General features: G+C 42.4%; 14 protein-coding genes. 8 read left to right on the top strand and 6 right to left on the bottom strand.

The features are described 5' to 3' along the window. Positions 1-29 precede the first annotated feature (29 nt). The 3 genes from Q4567_RS15515 to Q4567_RS15505 are packed head-to-tail and all read left to right on the top strand — an operon-like array spanning position 30 to position 6,095. Entirely contained in the window at positions 30-3,251 is a 3,222-nt protein-coding gene (locus Q4567_RS15515) for a TonB-dependent receptor (protein ID WP_303500974.1), read from the top strand. Positions 3,252-3,271: 20 nt separating this feature from the next. Next, a complete protein-coding gene (locus Q4567_RS15510; protein WP_303500972.1) occupies positions 3,272-4,339 on the top strand; it encodes an osmoprotectant NAGGN system M42 family peptidase in 1,068 nt (355 codons plus the stop codon). After that, complete coding sequence (locus Q4567_RS15505) at positions 4,329-6,095, top strand: OPT family oligopeptide transporter (protein WP_303500970.1); 1,767 nt, start codon at positions 4,329-4,331, stop codon at positions 6,093-6,095. The genes Q4567_RS15510 and Q4567_RS15505 overlap by 11 nt, the downstream gene beginning before the upstream one ends. Positions 6,096-6,290: 195 nt before the next feature. Here the strand turns inward: Q4567_RS15505 and Q4567_RS15500 are convergent, their stop codons facing one another. Continuing rightward, positions 6,291-8,597 carry a TonB-dependent receptor gene (locus Q4567_RS15500; protein WP_303500968.1) on the bottom strand — a complete coding sequence of 769 codons (2,307 nt, stop codon included), beginning with the start codon at positions 8,595-8,597 and terminating at the stop codon, positions 6,291-6,293. A 265-nt stretch (positions 8,598-8,862) separates the two neighbouring features. Continuing rightward, a complete protein-coding gene (locus Q4567_RS15495) occupies positions 8,863-9,846 on the bottom strand; it encodes a GlxA family transcriptional regulator (RefSeq protein ID WP_216047506.1) in 984 nt (327 codons plus the stop codon). A 152-nt stretch (positions 9,847-9,998) separates the two neighbouring features. On the opposite strand from Q4567_RS15495, the gene Q4567_RS15490 reads away from it, so the two are divergent. The 5 genes from Q4567_RS15490 (at position 9,999) to Q4567_RS15470 (ending at position 15,051) form a co-directional block, all read left to right on the top strand. Beyond that, on the top strand, positions 9,999-11,798 hold the full coding sequence (locus tag Q4567_RS15490) for an acyl-CoA dehydrogenase (RefSeq protein WP_216047505.1): 1,800 nt from the start codon (positions 9,999-10,001) through the stop codon (positions 11,796-11,798). 25 nt (positions 11,799-11,823) lie between these two features. Continuing rightward, positions 11,824-12,831, top strand: coding sequence for an NADP-dependent oxidoreductase (locus tag Q4567_RS15485; RefSeq protein WP_216047504.1), 1,008 nt, complete (start codon positions 11,824-11,826; stop codon positions 12,829-12,831). Beyond that, the gene (locus Q4567_RS15480; protein ID WP_216047503.1) at positions 12,828-13,592 is read left to right on the top strand and encodes an SDR family NAD(P)-dependent oxidoreductase; all 765 of its coding nucleotides are present in this window, start codon (positions 12,828-12,830) and stop codon (positions 13,590-13,592) included. Before Q4567_RS15485 ends, Q4567_RS15480 begins: the two co-directional genes overlap by 4 nt. 86 nt (positions 13,593-13,678) lie before the next feature. Continuing rightward, positions 13,679-14,443 carry an SDR family oxidoreductase gene (locus Q4567_RS15475; RefSeq protein ID WP_216047502.1) on the top strand — a complete coding sequence of 255 codons (765 nt, stop codon included), beginning with the start codon at positions 13,679-13,681 and terminating at the stop codon, positions 14,441-14,443. A gap of 26 nt (positions 14,444-14,469) precedes the next feature. Next, entirely contained in the window at positions 14,470-15,051 is a 582-nt protein-coding gene (locus tag Q4567_RS15470; protein ID WP_216047501.1) for a hypothetical protein, read from the top strand. Positions 15,052-15,086: 35 nt separating this feature from the next. Here Q4567_RS15470 and purB read toward each other — a convergent pair whose 3' ends face one another. From purB to Q4567_RS15450, 4 genes are all read right to left on the bottom strand, one after another. Next, positions 15,087-16,460 (bottom strand): adenylosuccinate lyase, encoded by a 1,374-nt coding sequence (gene purB, locus Q4567_RS15465; protein ID WP_216047500.1) that lies wholly within the window; start codon positions 16,458-16,460, stop codon positions 15,087-15,089. Positions 16,461-16,469: 9 nt separating this feature from the next. Continuing rightward, on the bottom strand, positions 16,470-17,144 hold the full coding sequence (gene hflD, locus Q4567_RS15460) for a high frequency lysogenization protein HflD (RefSeq protein WP_303500966.1): 675 nt from the start codon (positions 17,142-17,144) through the stop codon (positions 16,470-16,472). Next, positions 17,105-18,229, bottom strand: a complete 1,125-nt coding sequence (mnmA, locus tag Q4567_RS15455; RefSeq protein WP_216047498.1) for a tRNA 2-thiouridine(34) synthase MnmA — start codon at positions 18,227-18,229, stop codon at positions 17,105-17,107. The genes hflD and mnmA overlap by 40 nt, the downstream gene beginning before the upstream one ends. A gap of 135 nt (positions 18,230-18,364) precedes the next feature. Beyond that, complete coding sequence (locus Q4567_RS15450) at positions 18,365-18,940, bottom strand: pseudouridine synthase (RefSeq protein ID WP_303500964.1); 576 nt, start codon at positions 18,938-18,940, stop codon at positions 18,365-18,367. Positions 18,941-19,162: the final 222 nt, after the last annotated feature.

Here is a 19,162-nt window from a genome sequence, read left to right as displayed (position 1 = left end):
TATCTTCAATTTTAAAATGGAACCCAAAAATGAAAAATGTGAAAAACTCAAGTCTGTCCTTTAAATATGGGGTCATTTTTAGTTCCATATTATCGGTGTTTTCAATGTCTGCTGAGGCCGGCAGTTTGGATGACTCTGTACAGTTTGATATTCCTGAACAATCATTAAATGCGGCACTGCTCGACTTTTCTAAACAGTCAGGTATTCAAGTGACTGTTAAAAGTGATACCTTGCAAGGCATCACTAGCCAAAGCATCAGTGGAGAACAAACGGCAATAACAGCTTTAAATAGTTTGTTAAATGAGACCGGGCTAACTTATACCTTGGTGGGTGAAGATACGATTGCGATCACCAAGCCAGAAGGGAGCGAATCCTCGTCAAAAAAGCATCTGCTGGTCGCTCAAAACCAGACACTATCTAGCCTCACACCGACAAATGAAGCTACAGGCTCTTTGAGGATATCTGATTTTGGAACGGCAGAGCCAAAAGTTGAACAAATCCAAGTAACGGGTTCACGAATTGGCCGGCTTGGATCAACCACGCCCACTCCAATAACGTCTATTGACGCAGCAACCCTTGCTCTTAGCGGAGATGTTCGAATTGCTGATATATTAAATGAGTTACCGGCAATAAGAGCAACGCAAACCACTGGTAACGTGAATACTACCGGTGATGCTCAAGAAGCCGGTACCAATTTTTTGAATCTCCGTGGATTGGGTATTGACCGTACCCTAGTATTGATTAACGGTCGCCGTCACGTTGGCAGTCGTTCTGGCAGTGCAGCGGTAGATATGAGCACTATCCCAAGTGCGATTATTAAACGGGTTGAAGTCATTACCGGCGGAGCATCTGCAATTTATGGGGCAGACGCGGTGTCTGGAGTTATCAATATTATCACCAAAGATGATATCGAGGGTCTACAGTTTACTGCGCAAACCGGTATCTCGAGTAAAAGTGATGGTGAACAATTTAATCTCAGTTTGACCGGGGGAAGTAACTTTGCTGATGATCGAGGTAACATTTTCTTTAATGCTACATTCGACCGTTCTTTATCTGCGCGCGCTTCAGAGCGTGATTGGGCGAGCACCGAAACACGATATGGTCCTAATCCTAATAATACAGGGAGTGATGATAGCATTCCTGATCAGATTTTATTTGCCAATACCGGTTTTATAGGTACGCCGGCAGGTGGGCAGGTAGTTGATCCAAATGGTGAAACGTTTGACGCCTACGGTGGGCCTTTTACATTTGACGATGCAGGAAACCTTGTGAGTCAAGACATGGGCTACTTGGTTCAATCTTGGTTGAGTCAGGGCGGAGACTTTGTTGATATGTCTGATTATGACTTGCTCGCAGTGCCGGTTGAACGCACTATTGTGGCGGCAGGCATGACCTACGATTTTAATGATGATGTGCGCTTATTTGCTGATGGTAAATTTGCCAAGACAACCTCTGACACTAACGGTCAACCAACATTTAATCTGGGCACGGATGCTTCTGCTAGCGGTATTCCAGGTGCATTTATTTTGGCCGATAATCCATACGTACCTGACGATCTGCGCAATATTCTAAGTGCTGAAAATATTGATGGCTTCTATGTTGGACGAACCAATGTTGACCAGGGAGGGAGGCAGTCGCACTCCGACCGTGATACCACTCAACTGGTGTTTGGTTTTGAAGGTGTGCTAACTGACAATATCGATTTTACGGTGCATTACCAGTATGGAGAAACAAATAACACCACCGAGTTTATTAATGAGCGGATTAATGCCAATTTTCTACAACAAATTGATGTTGTTTTAGATGAAAGTGGCGAGTCGGTTTGTCGTGATCAATCTAATGGATGTGTGCCACTAAATATTCTTGGCCCAAATGCGGCAACGGAAGAAGCGCTAACGTTTAGTCAGGTAGATTTTGTTACTGAAGGTAAATTAACCCAGCAGGTTTTACATGCTTCTATCGACGGTTACACTGGTATTGAATTACCTGGTGGTGAAATTGCATTTGCTGCCGGTATTGAATATCGAGAAGAAACCTCCGCCACCGAAGAGGGGTATCTGCGAAATAGCGGCGCATTGTTTGCCACTGCAGCGATCGCAGATACTAAAGGGGAGTTTGATGTAAACGAAATATTTGCCGAAGTATCACTACCACTTTTAACCGATATTGCGTTAATCAACAGTTTAACCTTAGATGCAGCAATTCGTTATGCAGATTATTCTACTATTGGCGCAGCAACGACTTGGAAGATTGGAGCCGACTGGGCAATAAACGACACTGTACGCTTACGTACGACCTTGTCTGAAGCGGTTAGAGCGCCAAATATCGGGGAGTTATATGCTGCTGTGGAACAATCTAACCAGTTCCTTGCTGATCCCTGTGATGCAGATTATTTGGCGTCGGGTAGCGCTAACCGGGCAGCCAACTGTGAAGCGCTGGGCTTAACTGCTGACTATCAATCAAACTCTGAAGCTTTTACTAAAGCGGTATTTTCTGGCGGAAATGAGGATTTACAAGAAGAAAAGGCCGATACTTTTACCTTTGGAGTCGTTCTTACACCAGATGCAATAGATAATTTGTCCATTACCGTGGATTACTGGGACATTGAAATCAAAGATGCCATTAGTAGTTTCTCTGCCCAAGCAACTATTAATGGTTGTGTGGATGCTACATCGTTGAGTAACCCCTTATGTAGCGTAATTACCCGTGATGCCAGTGGTAATATTGCAACGGTATCAAACCAGCTCATCAATATTGCGTCGTTTGAAGCCTCAGGCGTCGACGTTGAGGCCAACTATCTGTATAGCTTCGCTGACTCAGATCTGCGTTTTAGTTTAATTGGTACCTACCTCAATAAACTCGATTTTTACACCCAAGCAGGTGAGGCGCCTGATCAAGAAGCGGGTGAACTGGGTGATCCCGAATTGCAGTTTAATTTTCGAGTTACTTACCAGTGGGATGCCCTCATTCTCACCGCAGAAGAACGTTACTTTTCAGATATGAAATATGACTTAGCTGAAGCTGCAGAAACCCGCAGTCCGAATGCCACAGGCACTATCTGGTACACCGACCTTCAAGCGAGATACGCTCTTGGCGACAACCTAGACGTGTATGCAGGTATCAACAATGTGTTTGATAAGCACCCTCCGGCTTTAGCGCTGGTACCTGAAACTCGTTCTTTTGGTGATGATGCGATAATTTATGACCAGATTGGACGCTATTTCTATACCGGACTGAGTTATCAGTTTTAATTAGTCAAGGAGCACGCAGCGTGGTTTTAGATGAAGATTATCTGTATACAACACTGGCAGAATTACTCGCGATCCCATCACCTTTGGGGTACACAGACGAGATTGTGGCTTACGTAACGACAAAACTGCAGGGCTTAGGTGTTGAGTACTGCATTAAACGCAGAGGGACTATAGTTGCCACACTAAATGGTCAACAGCGCGATGCCGACCGAGCAGTTTCTGCTCACCTCGATACATTGGGGGCGATGGTACAAGCCATTGAACCAGATGGTCGGTTGAGGTTAGTTCCGTTGGGGACCTGGTCTGCACGTTTTGCCGAAGGGGGACGGGTAAGTGTGTTAGATTGCGTTACACCTGTGCGTGGCACCGTGTTACCTATCAAGTCTTCTGGCCATGTATATGGAGATGAAGTAGATACCTTACCCATTGGCTGGGACTATGTGCAGTTGCGTTTGGACCAAAGCTGTAAAAACCCAGAGGACGTGAGGGCGTTAGGTATAGATGTGGGAAGTATTGTTGCATTCGATCCCAATACTGAGTTTTTAGCCAATGGCTACATCAGCTCTCGTTACCTTGATGATAAAGCGGGTGTTGCTTGTGTTTTGACAGCAATCAAAGCGCTGGGAAAACGTCCTAATCTGGCGGTGGAATGCCATCCTATTTTTTCATTGTCTGAGGAAACGGGATGTGGCTGTGGGCATGCTCCGGATGAGCAAGTTGGTGAATTATTGAGTGTCGATATTGGTCCGGTTGCCCCGGGCCAAAACTCATCAGAACATTGCGTTAATCTTGGCATCAAAGATACCAGTGGGGTGTACCATTCTAGTCTTGCTAAGAAACTGACACGCTTATGTGAACAACATAAGATTCCGTTTCGCAGAGATGTCTATAAATTTTATCGCAGTGATACACATTCGGCGATTATTGCGGGTAAGGATCTGCAACATGGTTTGATCACTTTTGGGACTGAATCTACCCATGGGTATGAGCGTACTCATATGGATAGCTTGCTGAGTGTAACCCGCTTACTGGTGGCGTATATGGCAAGTGGCGGTTCAGCCAGAGATGGGGCTGATAATGACAGTTAAAACCCAGCCCGAACTTACCTTGAGGGCCTTGATTACCGGCATGTTCCTCGGCATTTTGCTAACACCGTGTAATATCTATTCTGGCCTGAAAATTGGCTGGACTTTTAATATGTCAATCACCGCTGCTTTATTGAGCTTTGGCTTCTGGAGCTTATTACACCAGTTAACCTTAGCTAAGCCGTGGGGCTTACTGGAAAGCAACATAAATCAAACTGCAGCTTCTTCTGCGGCGTCTATTATTTCTGGAGGACTGGTAGCGCCGATACCGGCTTTAGCGCTAGTCAGTAATATTGAACTTCCTTGGTATCAACTAATTATTTGGGTGTTCACGGTTTCGTTTTTTGGAATTTGGGTGGCTTATTTTCTACTGACCCCGTTTTTAATTCGTTCACCATTACCCCTTCCTGCGGGCGTCGCAACTGCGCAAGTGATGCAGGATATCTTCAGTAAAGGCAAAGAAGCGATGTTACGGGTTTACGCCTTAGGTTTGGCCGCGCTAGGCGCCGCCTTAGTAAAAATCACTGATAGCTATTGGTGGACGATACCACGGATTACTCTACCAGGATCGTTGTCAAGCTCTAGTGCCTCAAATGCAGCAAGCTACAGTTTTAAGAATTTAACTTTTTTTCTTGATCCATCGCCTCTGCTAATCGGTTTTGGCGCCATAATTGGTCCTAGAATTGGGATAAGCTTGCTTGTCGGTGCAGTGCTGTCATGGGGGATAATTGGCCCGGAAGCTCTTGATCAGGGGTGGGTTTTACCTGGTTCGAATAATCCTACAGCAAGTTGGTTTCCAGAATTGGTAGGCTGGCTTTTATGGCCAGGCGTCACTTTGATGGTAACGGCTTCGATTGGTCCATTCATACTCATGTTGTTACCTGTAATTAGAACTAAACAGGAGGAGCAAGAGAAGTTGCCGACAGGGCCAGTCTATCACCGTGGAAAGTTAGTTTACGCTGGGTTGCTGGTGGCATGTACTCTTGTAGTGGGTGTGCAAATGTGGTTGTTTGATACCGACTTTTATATGGCATTATTGGCTGTCCCGTTGGCGTTTATCCTTGCCGTAGTGGCTGGGAGGGTAGTGGGTGAAACGGGGATCCCACCTATTGGTGCCATTGGTCAGGTTTCGCAGTTATCTATGGGAATCGCTGCGCCTGGGAACATGACAACAAATCTCACTACAGCCAATGTTGCTGGTGGTACCGCCGGTCAGTGTGCAGATTTACTGAATGATTTTAAGGTAGGGCGCATTATTCATGCTAACCCGTTACATCAGGTTGTAGCCCAATGCATCGGTGTGCTTACGGGCAGTATTATTGGTAGTTTAACTTATCTAACCTTGATCCCTGATCCACAGACCATGCTTATCTCTGAAAATTGGCCAGCGCCAGCCGTTGTAACTTGGCAAGCTGTGGCTGAAACACTTAATGTCGGCTTGTCGGCTATTCCATTAAATGCACGCCTGGCTATGCTGGCAGGTGTTGTTGCCAGTATTATGTTAATGCTAGCGGAGCGCTATTTACCTTCGAAAGTGGCGCGCATTATGCCAAGCGGGCCGGCACTAGGGCTTGCTTTCGTCATCCCTGCGTCTATTTCATTCAGTATGTTTTTAGGAGCGGCGATTGCGTGGTTATTACGTCGCTATGCCTTAACTTGGAGTCAGCGCTTTTTAATCGCTATTGCGTCAGGAATGGTTGCTGGTGAGAGTATCGCAGGTGTAGGCAGTGCCATTTTGCAACTCACTGGACGCTATTAGTGTGGTTATTTTAAAATCCGCTTATATCATCCAAAGGGCGTTGTTTCTCCGCTAATAGAAGATTCTGAGAATGGATATTTAGCACATAAAAAAGCGATCCTAAAAAGGATCGCTTTTGGCTTAACTCATTTCACTTAGTTTATTTAACTTAGTTAATTTCGCTTAGTTCATTTAATTTAGTTAATTTCACTGAGCCTAGTAGAAGCTAATTTTTGCTTCTATACCAAAAATACGAGGTTGATTCATGATGCCAGCAAGGTTATTGAAATCAATTGCACCTTTCACATTTTCTTCATCGGTAATATTTCTACCGAATAGCGCTATGCTGTAATTGTTTTCGTAATTTTCATAACCAATACGCAAACCACCTTCGTAATTATCGTCTGAGGTGAATTCTACAGAGTCATATAAGAAGAAGCTGGTTTCACCTTGGAATGCCCAATCGGTGAACACAAATAACTCGCCATTATCGCCAATTGGCGTAGCGTATCTGGCTGTAAAGTTAAAGATAGTCTCTGGTGCTTGTGGAAATGAATTTCCATCTATACTCGCAGAGTAACCATCTGGGCGAGGGTCAAAGACAGTACAATTTCCTGTGAAAGCGAAGTCTGCACTAGCACCACAAGGTAATATTGTTAAACCACTATCTTGGATTTCAGTGTGGTTGTAACTATATCCTGCCGTTAATGTAATGAACTCGTTTAGCAAGTACTCAACGTCAATTTCGAAACCATAACCCACACCTTTGTCAGCATTGATCAGCGCAGTCGTATTTGCACCACCGCCAATTGCACTTAATTGCATGTCGTCAATTTCATAGTAAAAAGCAGCGGCATTGATGCGTAAGGTATTATCTAACAGGTCTTTTTTGATACCCAATTCAGCAGAATTAATGGTTTCTGCTTCTGCAACTGAAGGACTTGCTTCAAATGCAACATCGCGGCCTTGTATGGTTTGTGCTCTAAAACCATTCGCTAGTCGAGCAAACACTGAGGTGTCGTTATCTAGCTTATAATTTGCGCTTAGTTCCCAGCTTAATTGTCCATCATCAACATTGATGTCTTCGTACTCTTGGATTGATGCAGCACCAATTACTAACGCGAAGCCGTCAACATTCTGTTCGCCAACGATCAAAGATTTTTCATCATAGGTATAGCGAAGACCACCAGTTACCTCTAATTTTTGGTTAACTTGATAAGAGGTTTGACCAAAAACAGCCCAAGTCGTGTTTTCATGATAGACGGTGGTCGCGCCGTAAAATCCATCTATACTGGTTACGTTAAAAGATGAATCATAATAAAATGCGCCCACTTGCCAACTCATCGCTTCATCTGTTTCACTGGCTAGGCGAATTTCTTGAGTTAACTGTTCTAAATCATCCAACTTATCTTGTGTAACTGCAGAAAACGCAATGTTACCAGGGAAAGTGGTTTCTTCAGTACCATCACCATTTATATCTGCTGGTTCGTTTAATACTACACCACCATCAATATCACCTAAGCTATAACCTTCAGCTTGTTCGTATGCGGTAATGCTGGTTAAAGACATATTTTCAAGCGCAAATTCTAATTTTAGAGAGGCCCCATAATTGTTGTACTCTTGCGGATTATTGTCAGCACCATTACCATCAATATCGCCATCATAGTAAAGCACGTCACGATCATAATTTTCGTTTAGGTCGTTGCTACCTTTGGTAAATATGTTGGCGCGGAATATAGACGCTGTGCCATCTAACTCTCTGCCGTGAACGTTTAATAAGGCAGAAAAGTCTTCATTTGGTGAGAAGAGTAGTTGTCCACGCCAAGCTTTTTCATCGAAACCACCCATGGCGTCATTTTCGCCAGTATAGGCATTATCAATCCAATCGTCACGATTCTGCGATAAAACTGAAAAACGACCTGAAAGGTTATCGGTTAGACCACCGCCAACAGCACCTTCGAAGTTTAACGTACCTAAATTGCCGACTCCTAATTTCATATAAGCATCGAAGTCTTCAGTGGGCTTCACTGAATCAAATTTTACAATGCCGGCGGTGGTATTTCTACCAAATAGGGTTCCTTGCGGTCCTCGTATTACTTCTACTTGCGAAACATCAAATAATGGGAAGCTTTTTAATATGACGTTTTCTTTTACAACATCATCCATCACAATAGAAACAGGTTGAGATGCGGCTAAATCGAAATCTGAATTCCCCAATCCGCGAATATAAAACCGTGGAGCAACACGACCGTTAGATGTCTCGGCATATAGTCCAGGTACTCTCACTGCTAGTGCAATGATATCTTCACCACCGGAAAAGATACTTTCAAAACGTTCACCGTTTAATGTAGCAATTGAGATTGGAACATCTTGAATACTTTGCGTGCGTTTTTGTGCCGTCACGGTGATTTTTTCCAAACTACGCTCTGCGGCAACGGTATCTTGCTCTTGAGCGAAACTTAATTGGCTAAATAAGGCCGATTGTATGCACAGTGCAATCACTGTTTTATTAAGTGTTTTCATTATATTACCAAGTTGTTAATTTAAATTAGTTGTGTGTTTATCCTTTTGCTTTTTAACCTTGAGAAGAGATAAAAAGCGGATATATTTTTAGAATTGGGTCATGTTTTAAGCTGCAAACATTATTTGGGCGCTAGTGTAATTTTATATTCCAACAGAATCCAATATTTATAGCTCAGATACGAGCAATGCTTTAAAGATAGTCATAAATGCCGACATTATTCGGTTATTTTTCAGATTTTTCGTTTGTTATTTAGCGAGTTCGAATTTAACTATAAGTACGAAAGAATTTTTTGCGATATTGACTCGGAGATAAACCGGTTAGTGAGTTGAACAATCGTGTGAAAGAGCGAGGATCTTCATAACCTACTTTTGTCACTATGGCTTCCAACGAAGAGTTCTCGGTTTCTAACAGTTTCTTAGCCGCTTCGACGCGAATGGATTGCAAATATGAAAAAGGAGTTTGCTCTGTGGCAATTTTGAAACGTCGCAAAAAGGTACGATTGGTTAGGCTAACTTGATTCGCCAGTTGGTCTAATGAAATAGGTTGATGATAGTTACTTTCTAACCACTCTTGCGCACGCAAAATCTCAGCATCTTGATGATATTTTTTACTTCTTAATTGCGCGTAAGCGGCTTGATTTCCCCGAGAAATATCTAACACATGGGCTTTAGCTGTATTGGTAGCCACATCATGGCCGCAATATCGCTCAATCAATAGCAGGGCTAGATCGAACCAAGCCATGCCGCCACCGGAACAGTAAATATTACCATCTTGTGTAATGAGTTTGTTCGACAACAAATCAACTTGTGGGTAACGCTTAGCAAATGTCTCAGCATATCCCCAGTGTGTTGTCGCTTTTTTATTATTCAAAATGCCTGCTTCGGCGAGAAAAAAAGCGCCGCTACAATTACTGGCAATATCAGTTCCTTTGCTATTGAAATATTGTAAAAAAGGTAGCAGGTTACGATTTGCTGACAACACCTCTTCGAGTTTTCCGCCTATAGTTGGGATGATTAATATGTCAGTTTGGTCAACATCTTCAATGGCTACTTGGCTCTTTAAAGTGAGGTGGTTGATGCATTCAATATCACGTTTTCCCACTGATGCTAGCTGAACATTAAAAATTCGTTCAGGGGGTTTGCCTTGCATCCGTTGCCAAGTCACACCCGCTAACGCAAATATATCTAATGCGCCTGTTATTGCACTGGCATAAGCATGTTCATAACCTAAAATGGTGACATTGTGCACGTTAAAATGACTCTATATAAGTTGGGTTTTTAAAAGCTTATCACGATTATGAATGTGTGGCGATATTAGCCATAAAAGAGTCAATAATGACAGTTAGCGTACAGGTCTAAATATGTGATGCTAGGTGCATGATCTAACTAAGGATGCACCTAATGAATGATGAATTAATCCACCCTAAAGAATTACCGTTTCAATTATATGAAGTGCTTGATATTGAATCGTTATTGCAACGTGAACGTTTTGCTGAACACAATAAAGAAACCTTCGATGCCATTTTAGCAACAGCTAACAAAATCGCTTCTGAGAAGTTTGCCACCCATAATGCTATTGCTGATGCAGATGAACCCAAATTTGACGGCACAACAGTGCATATGATCCCACAAGTTAAAGAGGCATTTGATGCTTATAACGAGGCGGGATTCATGGCTGGACGTTATGATTTTGAAGAAGGTGGAATGCAACTTCCTGAAACCATAATGATGGCAACCTCTGGCTACTTTATGGCGGCTAACCCATCGACTTCAGGGTATGCCTTCTTAACCGTCGCCGCAGCCAATGTGATTGGTAATTTTGCTTCAGAATCGTTAAAGCAACAATTTATGCCAAGAATGCTCAGTGGCGAATTCACCGGCACTATGGCATTAACCGAACCCCACGCGGGTTCTTCACTGGCAGACATACGAACTAGTGCGGTTAAAGCCGAAGATGGTAGTTACCGTATTAAAGGCAGTAAATTATATATCTCTGCCGGTGAACATCAGTTATCTAACAATATTGTACATTTAGTGTTAGCCAAAATTCAGGGCGCTCCTCCTGGCGTTAAAGGTATTTCACTGTTTGTTGTACCTAAATATCGCTTAGATGAAGCGGGCGAGCCAAGTACTAAAAATGACGTTGCATTGGCCGGATTGATTCACAAAATGGGCTATCGCGGCACAACCTCTACCGCATTGAGTTTCGGTGAAAATGGGGATTGTCATGGGTATTTGTTAGGGGAAGCTCATCAAGGGCTTAAGTACATGTTCTTGATGATGAACGAGGCGCGAATCGGTGTTGGTTTTGGGGCCGCTATGATTGGTTATAGTGGCTATCAATATTCTTTAGCTTACGCAAAAGATCGCACTCAAGGCCGTATTCCTCCAAATAATGCACCTACAGATCCGGCGACCGAAATTATTAATCATGGTGACGTCAAACGTATGTTATTGGCCCAAAAAGCCTACGTTGAAGGTGCAATGTCCCTTTGTTTATATGCCGCTAGGTTAGTGGATGATGTGAAAACGTTGGAATCTTCAGAACAAAGAAAAGTGACTGAAGAGCTGTTGGATCTGCTCACGCCTGTGGTTAAAGCATGGCCATCTGAGTTTGGCGTGAAGGCAAATGATTTAGCTATTCAAGTCTTAGGAGGAGCAGGCTATACACGAGAATACCCAGTCGAACAGTGCTGGCGTGACAATCGCCTTAACCCTATCCATGAAGGGACCAATGGTATTCAAGCCTTAGATCTGCTCACACGCAAGTTGTGGCAAGCAAATGGCGCAGGTTTAAACACATTGCAAACCCGCATACTGGCAGATTTTAACACTGCGACGGGAGAGAGCTGTGCTCCTCTAGTGAAATCCACTTTGGACTATATGGCAAAAATGCAACCGCTAATTCCGGTGCTTGGAGAAGCATTGCGAAATGAAAAGCTGCCTAATTTATTGGCTAATGCCCAATGTTTCATGAATGTATTTTCGAGCATTGTGATGAGCTGGATTTGGATCCGTCAAGCAAACGTGGCGGAAAAAGCATTGGCAGAGTGCAAAGCTGAAGATAAGTCATATTACCTTGGCAAAATTCAAGCGGCAAAATATTACATCAATTGGGAACTCCCTTTGATAGATAGAGACTTAAAACTACTTCAAGCATTCGACAGTAGTTGCAGCGATATGCAACCCGAATGGTTTTAATCACAAAGAAATGGAAACAACAATTATGAAAAGCAGACAATTTCTTTTAGCTTCACGTCCGGTAGGGACGCCAACGGCAGCAAACTGGGATTTTGTGAAAACAGAATTACCCACACTTGGAGACAATCAGATAAAGGTAAAAGTCCTGTATATTTCTCTCGATCCCGCCATGCGTGGTTGGATGAATGAAGGTAAATCCTACATTCCTCCAGTTGGTATTGGCGAAGTCATGCGAGCCGGTGGTGTCGGTGAAGTGCTCGAATCAACTGATCCTAATTTTAGCGCTGGAGACTTTGTATACGGCGGTTTTGGTGTGACCGATTTCGCCGTTATTTCAACTCAGGGCGTGTATAAAGTTGATCCCAATTTAGCACCGTTAGAGCGCTATTTAGGTGTACTAGGCATGCCGGGTATGACTGCATATTTTGGTATTTTGGACACCGGTCAGCCTAAAGCTGGCGAAACTGTTGTGGTTTCAGGTGCTGCTGGCGCTGTAGGCACTGTTGTTGGACAAATCGCAAAAATCAAAGGTTGTCGCGTAGTGGGTATTGCCGGTGGCGAAGACAAGTGTCGCTACTTAGTTGATGAGCTCGGATTTGACGGTGTCGTTGATTATAAAAATTCAGACGTTAAAAAAGCCTTAAAAGAGCAGTGCCCAGATGGTGTTGATGTGTTTTTTGATAACGTCGGTGGCGACATTCTCGATGACGTATTAACTCAGATAAACATGAAAGCCAGAATTGTTATTTGTGGCGCAATCAGTCAATACAACAACACTACAGCAGTTAAAGGCCCTTCAAATTACTTAACATTATTAGTCAATCGAGCTCGTATGGAAGGCATTGTGGTGTTTGATAATATTGAAAATTACGGCAAAGCAGCAGCTGAAATGTCAGGTTGGATCGCTGAAGGTAAACTGATTGCCAAAGAACACGTAGTAGAAGGATTAGAAACTTTTCCTGATACCTTACTGATGCTTTTCAGAGGGGAAAATTTTGGTAAGTTGGTGATTAAAGTGGACCATACATCATGAAAGCTGCAGACGTAGAAAATAAACATATAGTGGTTACAGGCGGTGCATCAGGGATTGGCGCTAAAACTACCGAGTTATTGGCGTCTCGGGGAGCTAAAGTGTTTTTTGGCGATCGTAATGTCGAGGGTGGAAAGGCCCTGAGTGAAGCGCTACAAGCGCAGGGATACGCTGTAGAGTTTTTTGCATTAGATGTTACTCAAAATGATTCTGTTAAAGCCTTTTACGCAGCAGCCATCGCTAAATTTGGACAAATTAATGTGGCCCTCAATAACGCTGGTGTCGACCATACACCGGCACGCATGTTGGATGTTCCAGATGAAGAGTTTCATCGCAATATTGCAATCAATTTGACAGGCGTCTGGTACTGCATGAAACAAGCTATTCAGCATATGCTGGAAGTGGGTGGTGGCCATGTAATTAATTTGGCCTCAGTCGCTGGAGTATCGGGGGCACCGACTATATCCGCTTATGGCGCATCGAAACATGGTGTGATTGGACTGACTAAATCAGTCGCTATTGAGTATGCTCGGGCCAATATTCGGGTTAATGCGGTATGTCCTAGTTTTGTTAAAACTCCCATGGTTGAAACTGTGTTGGCGAATTTTAATGAAAAGCAACAGAACTCTCTGATTGGTGCTAACCCAATGAAACGCCTTGGTGAAGCAGAAGAAATTGCCTATGCAATAGCATGGCTGTGCAGTGATGAATCAAGCTTCATGACAGGCCATTCAATGGTGTTAGATGGCGGATTAACTGCTTAATTAAATTATCCTTAGGCTCTTAGTCGTAAGGGCAATTAATTTCCAGAGCGCTTAAATGCAAAGCTCTTTATTTACAGGAACAAAAAATGAACAAAAATTTATTCGATTTAACTGGGAAAGTGGCATTAGTAACAGGTGCTAGTAGAGGCATCGGAGAGTCGATTGCACGATTACTCGCTGCTTATGGCGCTGAGGTGATTGTTTCAAGCCGCAAAATTGATGGCTGTGAAGTTATTGCGCAAAGTATTCGAGACAATGGCGGTAAAGCCCATGCTATGGCTTGCCACGTTGGCGAAATAGCACAAATAGATGCTACCTTTGCGCAAATCAAAGAACAGTTTGGTCAACTAGATATTTTGGTGAATAACGCTGCGGCCAATCCCTTTTTCGGACACATTTTAGATACTGATCTTGCCGCCTACGATAAAACTGTAGATGTGAATATTCGCGGTTATTTCTTTATGTCAGTGGCTGCCGGTAAAATGATGAAAGAGCAGGGCGGTGGCGTGATCTTAAATACCGCTTCTGTGAATGCATTGTCACCAGGCGATATGCAAGGTATTTACTCTATATCAAAAGCTGCCGTAGTGAGCATGACCAAAGCTTTCGCCAAGGAATGTGGCAGTTTGAACATTCGAGTAAATGCATTATTGCCAGGATTGACAGACACCAAATTTGCGTCGGCGTTAACTACTAACGATAAGATCCTAAAACAAGCTCTGCAAATTATTCCATTAGGCCGAGTAGCTGATCCTGATGAAATGGCGGGGACTGTGTTGTATTTAGTCTCTGATGCATCAAGTTACACAACCGGCACAACGGTTGTCGTTGATGGTGGTATGATGGCTTAAACACAGCCGTTATTACAGGAAATACCATGCAACATCAGTTAGTTGTTTGCTCCGATATTTTTGGACAAACCGAGTCATTTAAATCGTGGTGCAAACAGATTTTACCTGCGGACTGGCAACTTACCATTGTCAGTCCGTATATCTCTTCGGTGAACTTTACTGATGAAGCCTTGGCTTATTCCGCATTTCAACAGGCTGGCGGAATACAACGTTATACTTTACGAATTGCGGCAGCTTTGGCTGCTAGCCTCGCGGACAAAACCGTCATAGGCTTTAGTGCTGGGGCAGCTTCACTATATAAGTTGTTGAGTGAAAAAGACTATTCGCAAAGTATCGATAATTTTTATGGTTTTTATCCAGGCCAAATACGTTTTTTTACTAAACTCAAGCCTTCTCTACCAACCCAACTTTATTTTCCCCATAAAGAACCGAATTTCAACATAGATACTGTGATTGACGAATTAGCTATACATGACAATGTGAAGTGCCAAAAGACGGAATTCGAGCATGGTTTTATGAACTTGGCATCAAGGGGATACAATAAAGACGCTGAGCTAATTTTTACGCAAGAAATTAATCAGATATTATCGCTCCAAGCGGCTATTTAACCAACTTGGAACGATAAACATGGTGTAGATGAGGGTTATGCTGTGATTTTTTCAACCAAAGCAATTGCATCGCCAATATAATTTGCGGGTGAAATTTGCTTCAATTCAGTTTTCACATTATTGGGTAAATCTAAATTATCAATAAATTCAGCTATCGCAGCCTGATCGACTTTTTTACCTCGAGTAAGCTCTTTTAACTTCTCATAAGGTTTTTCAATACCATAACGTCGCATTACTGTTTGAATGGGCTCAGCCAACAATTCCCAATTGCTGTCAAGTTCGTTTCTTAGACTTTGCTCGTTAACCTGTAACTTACTAATACCTTTTAAGGTCGATTCATATGCAATTACAGAGTAGCCCATACCCACACCGAGATTTCTCAAGACAGTAGAGTCAGTTAAATCACGTTGCCATCTTGAGATAGGTAACTTAGTGGCTAAATGATTAAACATTGCATTGGCTAAACCCAGATTACCTTCAGAGTTTTCAAAATCAATAGGGTTGACTTTATGGGGCATGGTTGAAGAACCAATTTCGCCGGCAATGGTTTTTTGTTTAAAGTGACCTAGGGCAATATATCCCCAAATATCTCGATCGAAGTCGATCAAAATAGTGTTGAAACGGGCCATTGCATCATAAAGCTCAGCAATGTAGTCATGGGGTTCAATTTGAGTTGTGTATTGGTTCCAATTTAGCCCTAGACTTTCCACAAAAGACTGTGAAAAAGCATTCCAGTCTATATCTGGATAAGCACTTATGTGAGCGTTATAGTTACCCACTGCTCCATTTATTTTACCCAAAATAGTGACGTCTTTAATTTGCTCGCGCTGACGTTGTAAACGATGCATGACGTTAGCCATCTCTTTACCCATAGTGGTAGGAGAAGCTGGTTGCCCATGGGTTCTTGCCATCATAGGGATACTTTTATAATCAATGGCTAAGCGTTTAGTCTCAGCAATTAATTTGTCACAGTAAGGCAATATAACTTGTTCTCTTGCTTCACTTAACATTAGTCCATGAGACAAGTTATTGATGTCTTCAGAGGTACAGGCAAAATGAATAAATTCACTGACACTATTTAGCTCTTGGTTATTTTCAACTTTTTCTTTTAAAAAATACTCAACGGCTTTGACATCATGATTGGTTGTTTTTTCAATGGCTTTGATACGCAGGGCATCTTGTTCACAAAAATTATCAACGATATTATTGAGTAAAGTCATCGCTTCCGCTGAAAATGCCGGTACTTCGGTAATTTCGGCGGTGGTAGACAATTTTTGTAACCAGCGTACCTCGACTAGAACACGATATTTTAGCAAACCGTATTCACTGAAATAGTGTCGTAAGGCTGAACTTTTCGAGCCGTAACGGCCATCAACGGGGGAAACTGCAGTTAGTGCAGACAATTCCATGAATTACTCCTATTGAGATTGGTGAATACTGTGTTGTAACGTCAATGCGTTTGCCACAATGCTTTTTCGGTTAAATAAAATTTGTCGTCTTTTACCGCCTAATTGGCGCCATAAAACGGCAGAACGTAGACCACTTAATAAAAGCGCTCGGACTCTATGTTGGTTAGCGTCTTTCTTTAATTGATTAGGGGTGCCGGCTATTTGGATTTTTGCGCCCAAAGGGCTTATTACATCTGAATAAACACTGGCTAAATTACTGCTCATTTGTTCATCGAATAAATCTAAATGTAAAGTTTGACGTTGAATTTGCTCTATGCGTTTTGATAGCTCATCTAACTTTTTCGATGATTTTTTGAGTTTGCGCTCTAAGCCTAAGATGCTAGCGATATAACGGGTGATTTCAGCGTCTTTTTGCATAGGTGTATTACCTAACTGACCAATTAACGTACCCAGTCCAAGCTTTAAGTTTTCGATACTACCATACACTTCAATTGTGCTTTGGGCATCAGTAAGAACTATGCTATTGATACTTGCCTTGAATGCATCGATGTCGGCTTCGCCTTTTCGGGCTACTGACTGCACTAAGGATGCGGCCTGACATACACCGGCTAAGGCTAAGGTTTTTTCTTTTTCATTGTCTATGTTCAACGCAAATAACTCTCTATAATTCCGCCACCTAGACATTCATCTTGTTGATAAAATACCGCGGATTGCCCAGGTGTCACTGCTTTTTGCGGATCATCAAAAAGCACTTTAATGTGGCCGTTAGGCTGAGGCGTAATAGTACAGGGAATATCTTCCTGACGATAACGTGTTTTTACTGCACAACGTATTTCTTGTTGCGGACCTAAGCGGTCAACCCAATGCAGTTGGTTTGCGATTAAGCCTACAGAGTAAAGGGCGGGGTGATCTGCGCCTTGGCCAACAATTAACACATTACGTTTGACGTCTTTGTCGACGACATACCAAGGTTCATCACCAAATTCTTTTTTTCCACCAATGTGCAAGCCTTTACGCTGACCAAGAGTATGGAACATCAGTCCATCATGTTGACCTATTTCAATACCTTCAGCGGTTTCAATCACGCCAGGTTGAGCAGGTAAATACTGTCCTAAAAAGTCTTTGAACTTTCGTTCACCAATAAAACAAATACCCGTACTGTCTTTTTTATCGTGAGTAATAAGATCTTGCTGCTCAGCAATTCTGCGTACTTCAGGTTTTTCGATATTGCCAACAGGAAAGAGGGTTTTGGCAATATGTTCTTCCCCTAATGTGTACAGGAAGTAACTTTGGTCTTTATTTGAGTCCAAACCACGCAACATTTTCCAGTGACCATTTCTCATTTCACGACGCACGTAGTGCCCTGTGGCAATATAGTCAGCACCTAAATCTTCAGCTGCAAACTCTAAAAAAGCTTTAAATTTGATTTCCTTGTTACACATAATATCTGGGTTCGGGGTACGCCCAGCCCGATATTCTTCAAGAAAATATTCAAAAACGTTGTCCCAGTATTCGGCAGCAAAATTGATTGTATGTAACTCGATGCCAAGTTTGTCAGCTACTGCTTGCGCATCTGCTAAATCTTCAGCAGCTAAACAATATTCATCACTGTCATCTTCCTCCCAGTTTTTCATAAACAGGCCTTCAACTTGATAACCCTGTTGCTGAAGAAGATAAGCGGCCACAGACGAATCCACACCACCAGACATTCCAACGATGACTTTTATGTTAGCGTTTTGTAAATTTGTGGTCGTGTTCGTATTTGACATATTTGCTGGCGAATTCTTGGCTGCTAAATTGGGCGGCAAGTCTAGCAAAATAAAGCCTTTAGATAAATACGCAGGATTACAAAAAAGAACTAATTTATAACCAAATAATTAAACCATAATGGTTTTCTGAACTCCCTATAAAATCCGATATTTTCCGTTCTCTATGCCGTCAATTGTCCACTGCCCAATTTGATAACGAATAAGGCGTAGAGTGGGGAAGCCGACGGCTGCAGTCATTCTTCGAACTTGTCGATTACGCCCTTCAGAAATGGTTAACGATATCCAACTGGTTGGAATATTGGCTCTAAATCTTACCGGCGGTACACGTTCCCATACATCTGGAGGTGGGATTTTTTTAACTAGGGCGGGCATCGTTGGACCATCTTTCAATTCGATGCCTTTACTTAATTTACTAATAGCTTCCGGCGTAATATCACCATCTACCTGTGCCCAATAAGTTTTGGCAGTCTTCTGTTTTGGGTTGGCAATTTGATGTTGCAGTCTACCGTCATTGGTTAATACCAATAAACCTTCACTATCCCGATCTAATCGCCCAGCAGCATAAACATCAGGTACATTTATAAAGTTTTTAAGAGTTTTACGATTTTGCTCATCGGTAAATTGGGTAAGCACATCAAAGGGTTTATTAAATAAAAGTACGGTTCTTTTTTGAGCAGTTGGTTTCTTTTTTATGTGTTTTTTTTGATTCATTTTGAATAACTATTCACTTTTTTATGGTTTTCGTGTGCTTGGATCTAGTAAACGGAGTTTAGCCCATATATCATTGTTTGTTAGCATCTATAACCTTTCGTGATGAACTATTTATTGTCGTTGTACACGAAGACTCAATCTAATTTATGCATAAATAATGTAATAAAATACTGGTTATAATAGCTATATTGATTAGAATCTGTGCTCAAATTTTTAAGTTTT

It is taken from the genome of Aliiglaciecola sp. 2_MG-2023 (assembly GCF_030548145.1).
Classification (GTDB): Bacteria; Pseudomonadota; Gammaproteobacteria; order Enterobacterales; family Alteromonadaceae; genus Aliiglaciecola; species Aliiglaciecola lipolytica_A.
This window is presented reverse-complemented; position numbering and strand designations above follow the sequence as displayed.

Coding starts and splice junctions, on each gene's coding strand:
- Q4567_RS15480 (WP_216047503.1), top strand. CDS start 12,828: ATGAAAGCTGCAGACGTAGAAAATAAACATATAGTGGTTACAGGCGGT.
- Q4567_RS15490 (WP_216047505.1), top strand. CDS start 9,999: ATGAATGATGAATTAATCCACCCTAAAGAATTACCGTTTCAATTATAT.
- Q4567_RS15500 (WP_303500968.1), bottom strand. CDS start 8,597: ATGAAAACACTTAATAAAACAGTGATTGCACTGTGCATACAATCGGCC.
- Q4567_RS15485 (WP_216047504.1), top strand. CDS start 11,824: ATGAAAAGCAGACAATTTCTTTTAGCTTCACGTCCGGTAGGGACGCCA.
- Q4567_RS15450 (WP_303500964.1), bottom strand. CDS start 18,940: ATGAATCAAAAAAAACACATAAAAAAGAAACCAACTGCTCAAAAAAGA.
- mnmA (WP_216047498.1), bottom strand. CDS start 18,229: ATGTCAAATACGAACACGACCACAAATTTACAAAACGCTAACATAAAA.
- Q4567_RS15515 (WP_303500974.1), top strand. CDS start 30: ATGAAAAATGTGAAAAACTCAAGTCTGTCCTTTAAATATGGGGTCATT.
- purB (WP_216047500.1), bottom strand. CDS start 16,460: ATGGAATTGTCTGCACTAACTGCAGTTTCCCCCGTTGATGGCCGTTAC.
- Q4567_RS15505 (WP_303500970.1), top strand. CDS start 4,329: ATGACAGTTAAAACCCAGCCCGAACTTACCTTGAGGGCCTTGATTACC.
- hflD (WP_303500966.1), bottom strand. CDS start 17,144: ATGTCTAGGTGGCGGAATTATAGAGAGTTATTTGCGTTGAACATAGAC.
- Q4567_RS15470 (WP_216047501.1), top strand. CDS start 14,470: ATGCAACATCAGTTAGTTGTTTGCTCCGATATTTTTGGACAAACCGAG.
- Q4567_RS15475 (WP_216047502.1), top strand. CDS start 13,679: ATGAACAAAAATTTATTCGATTTAACTGGGAAAGTGGCATTAGTAACA.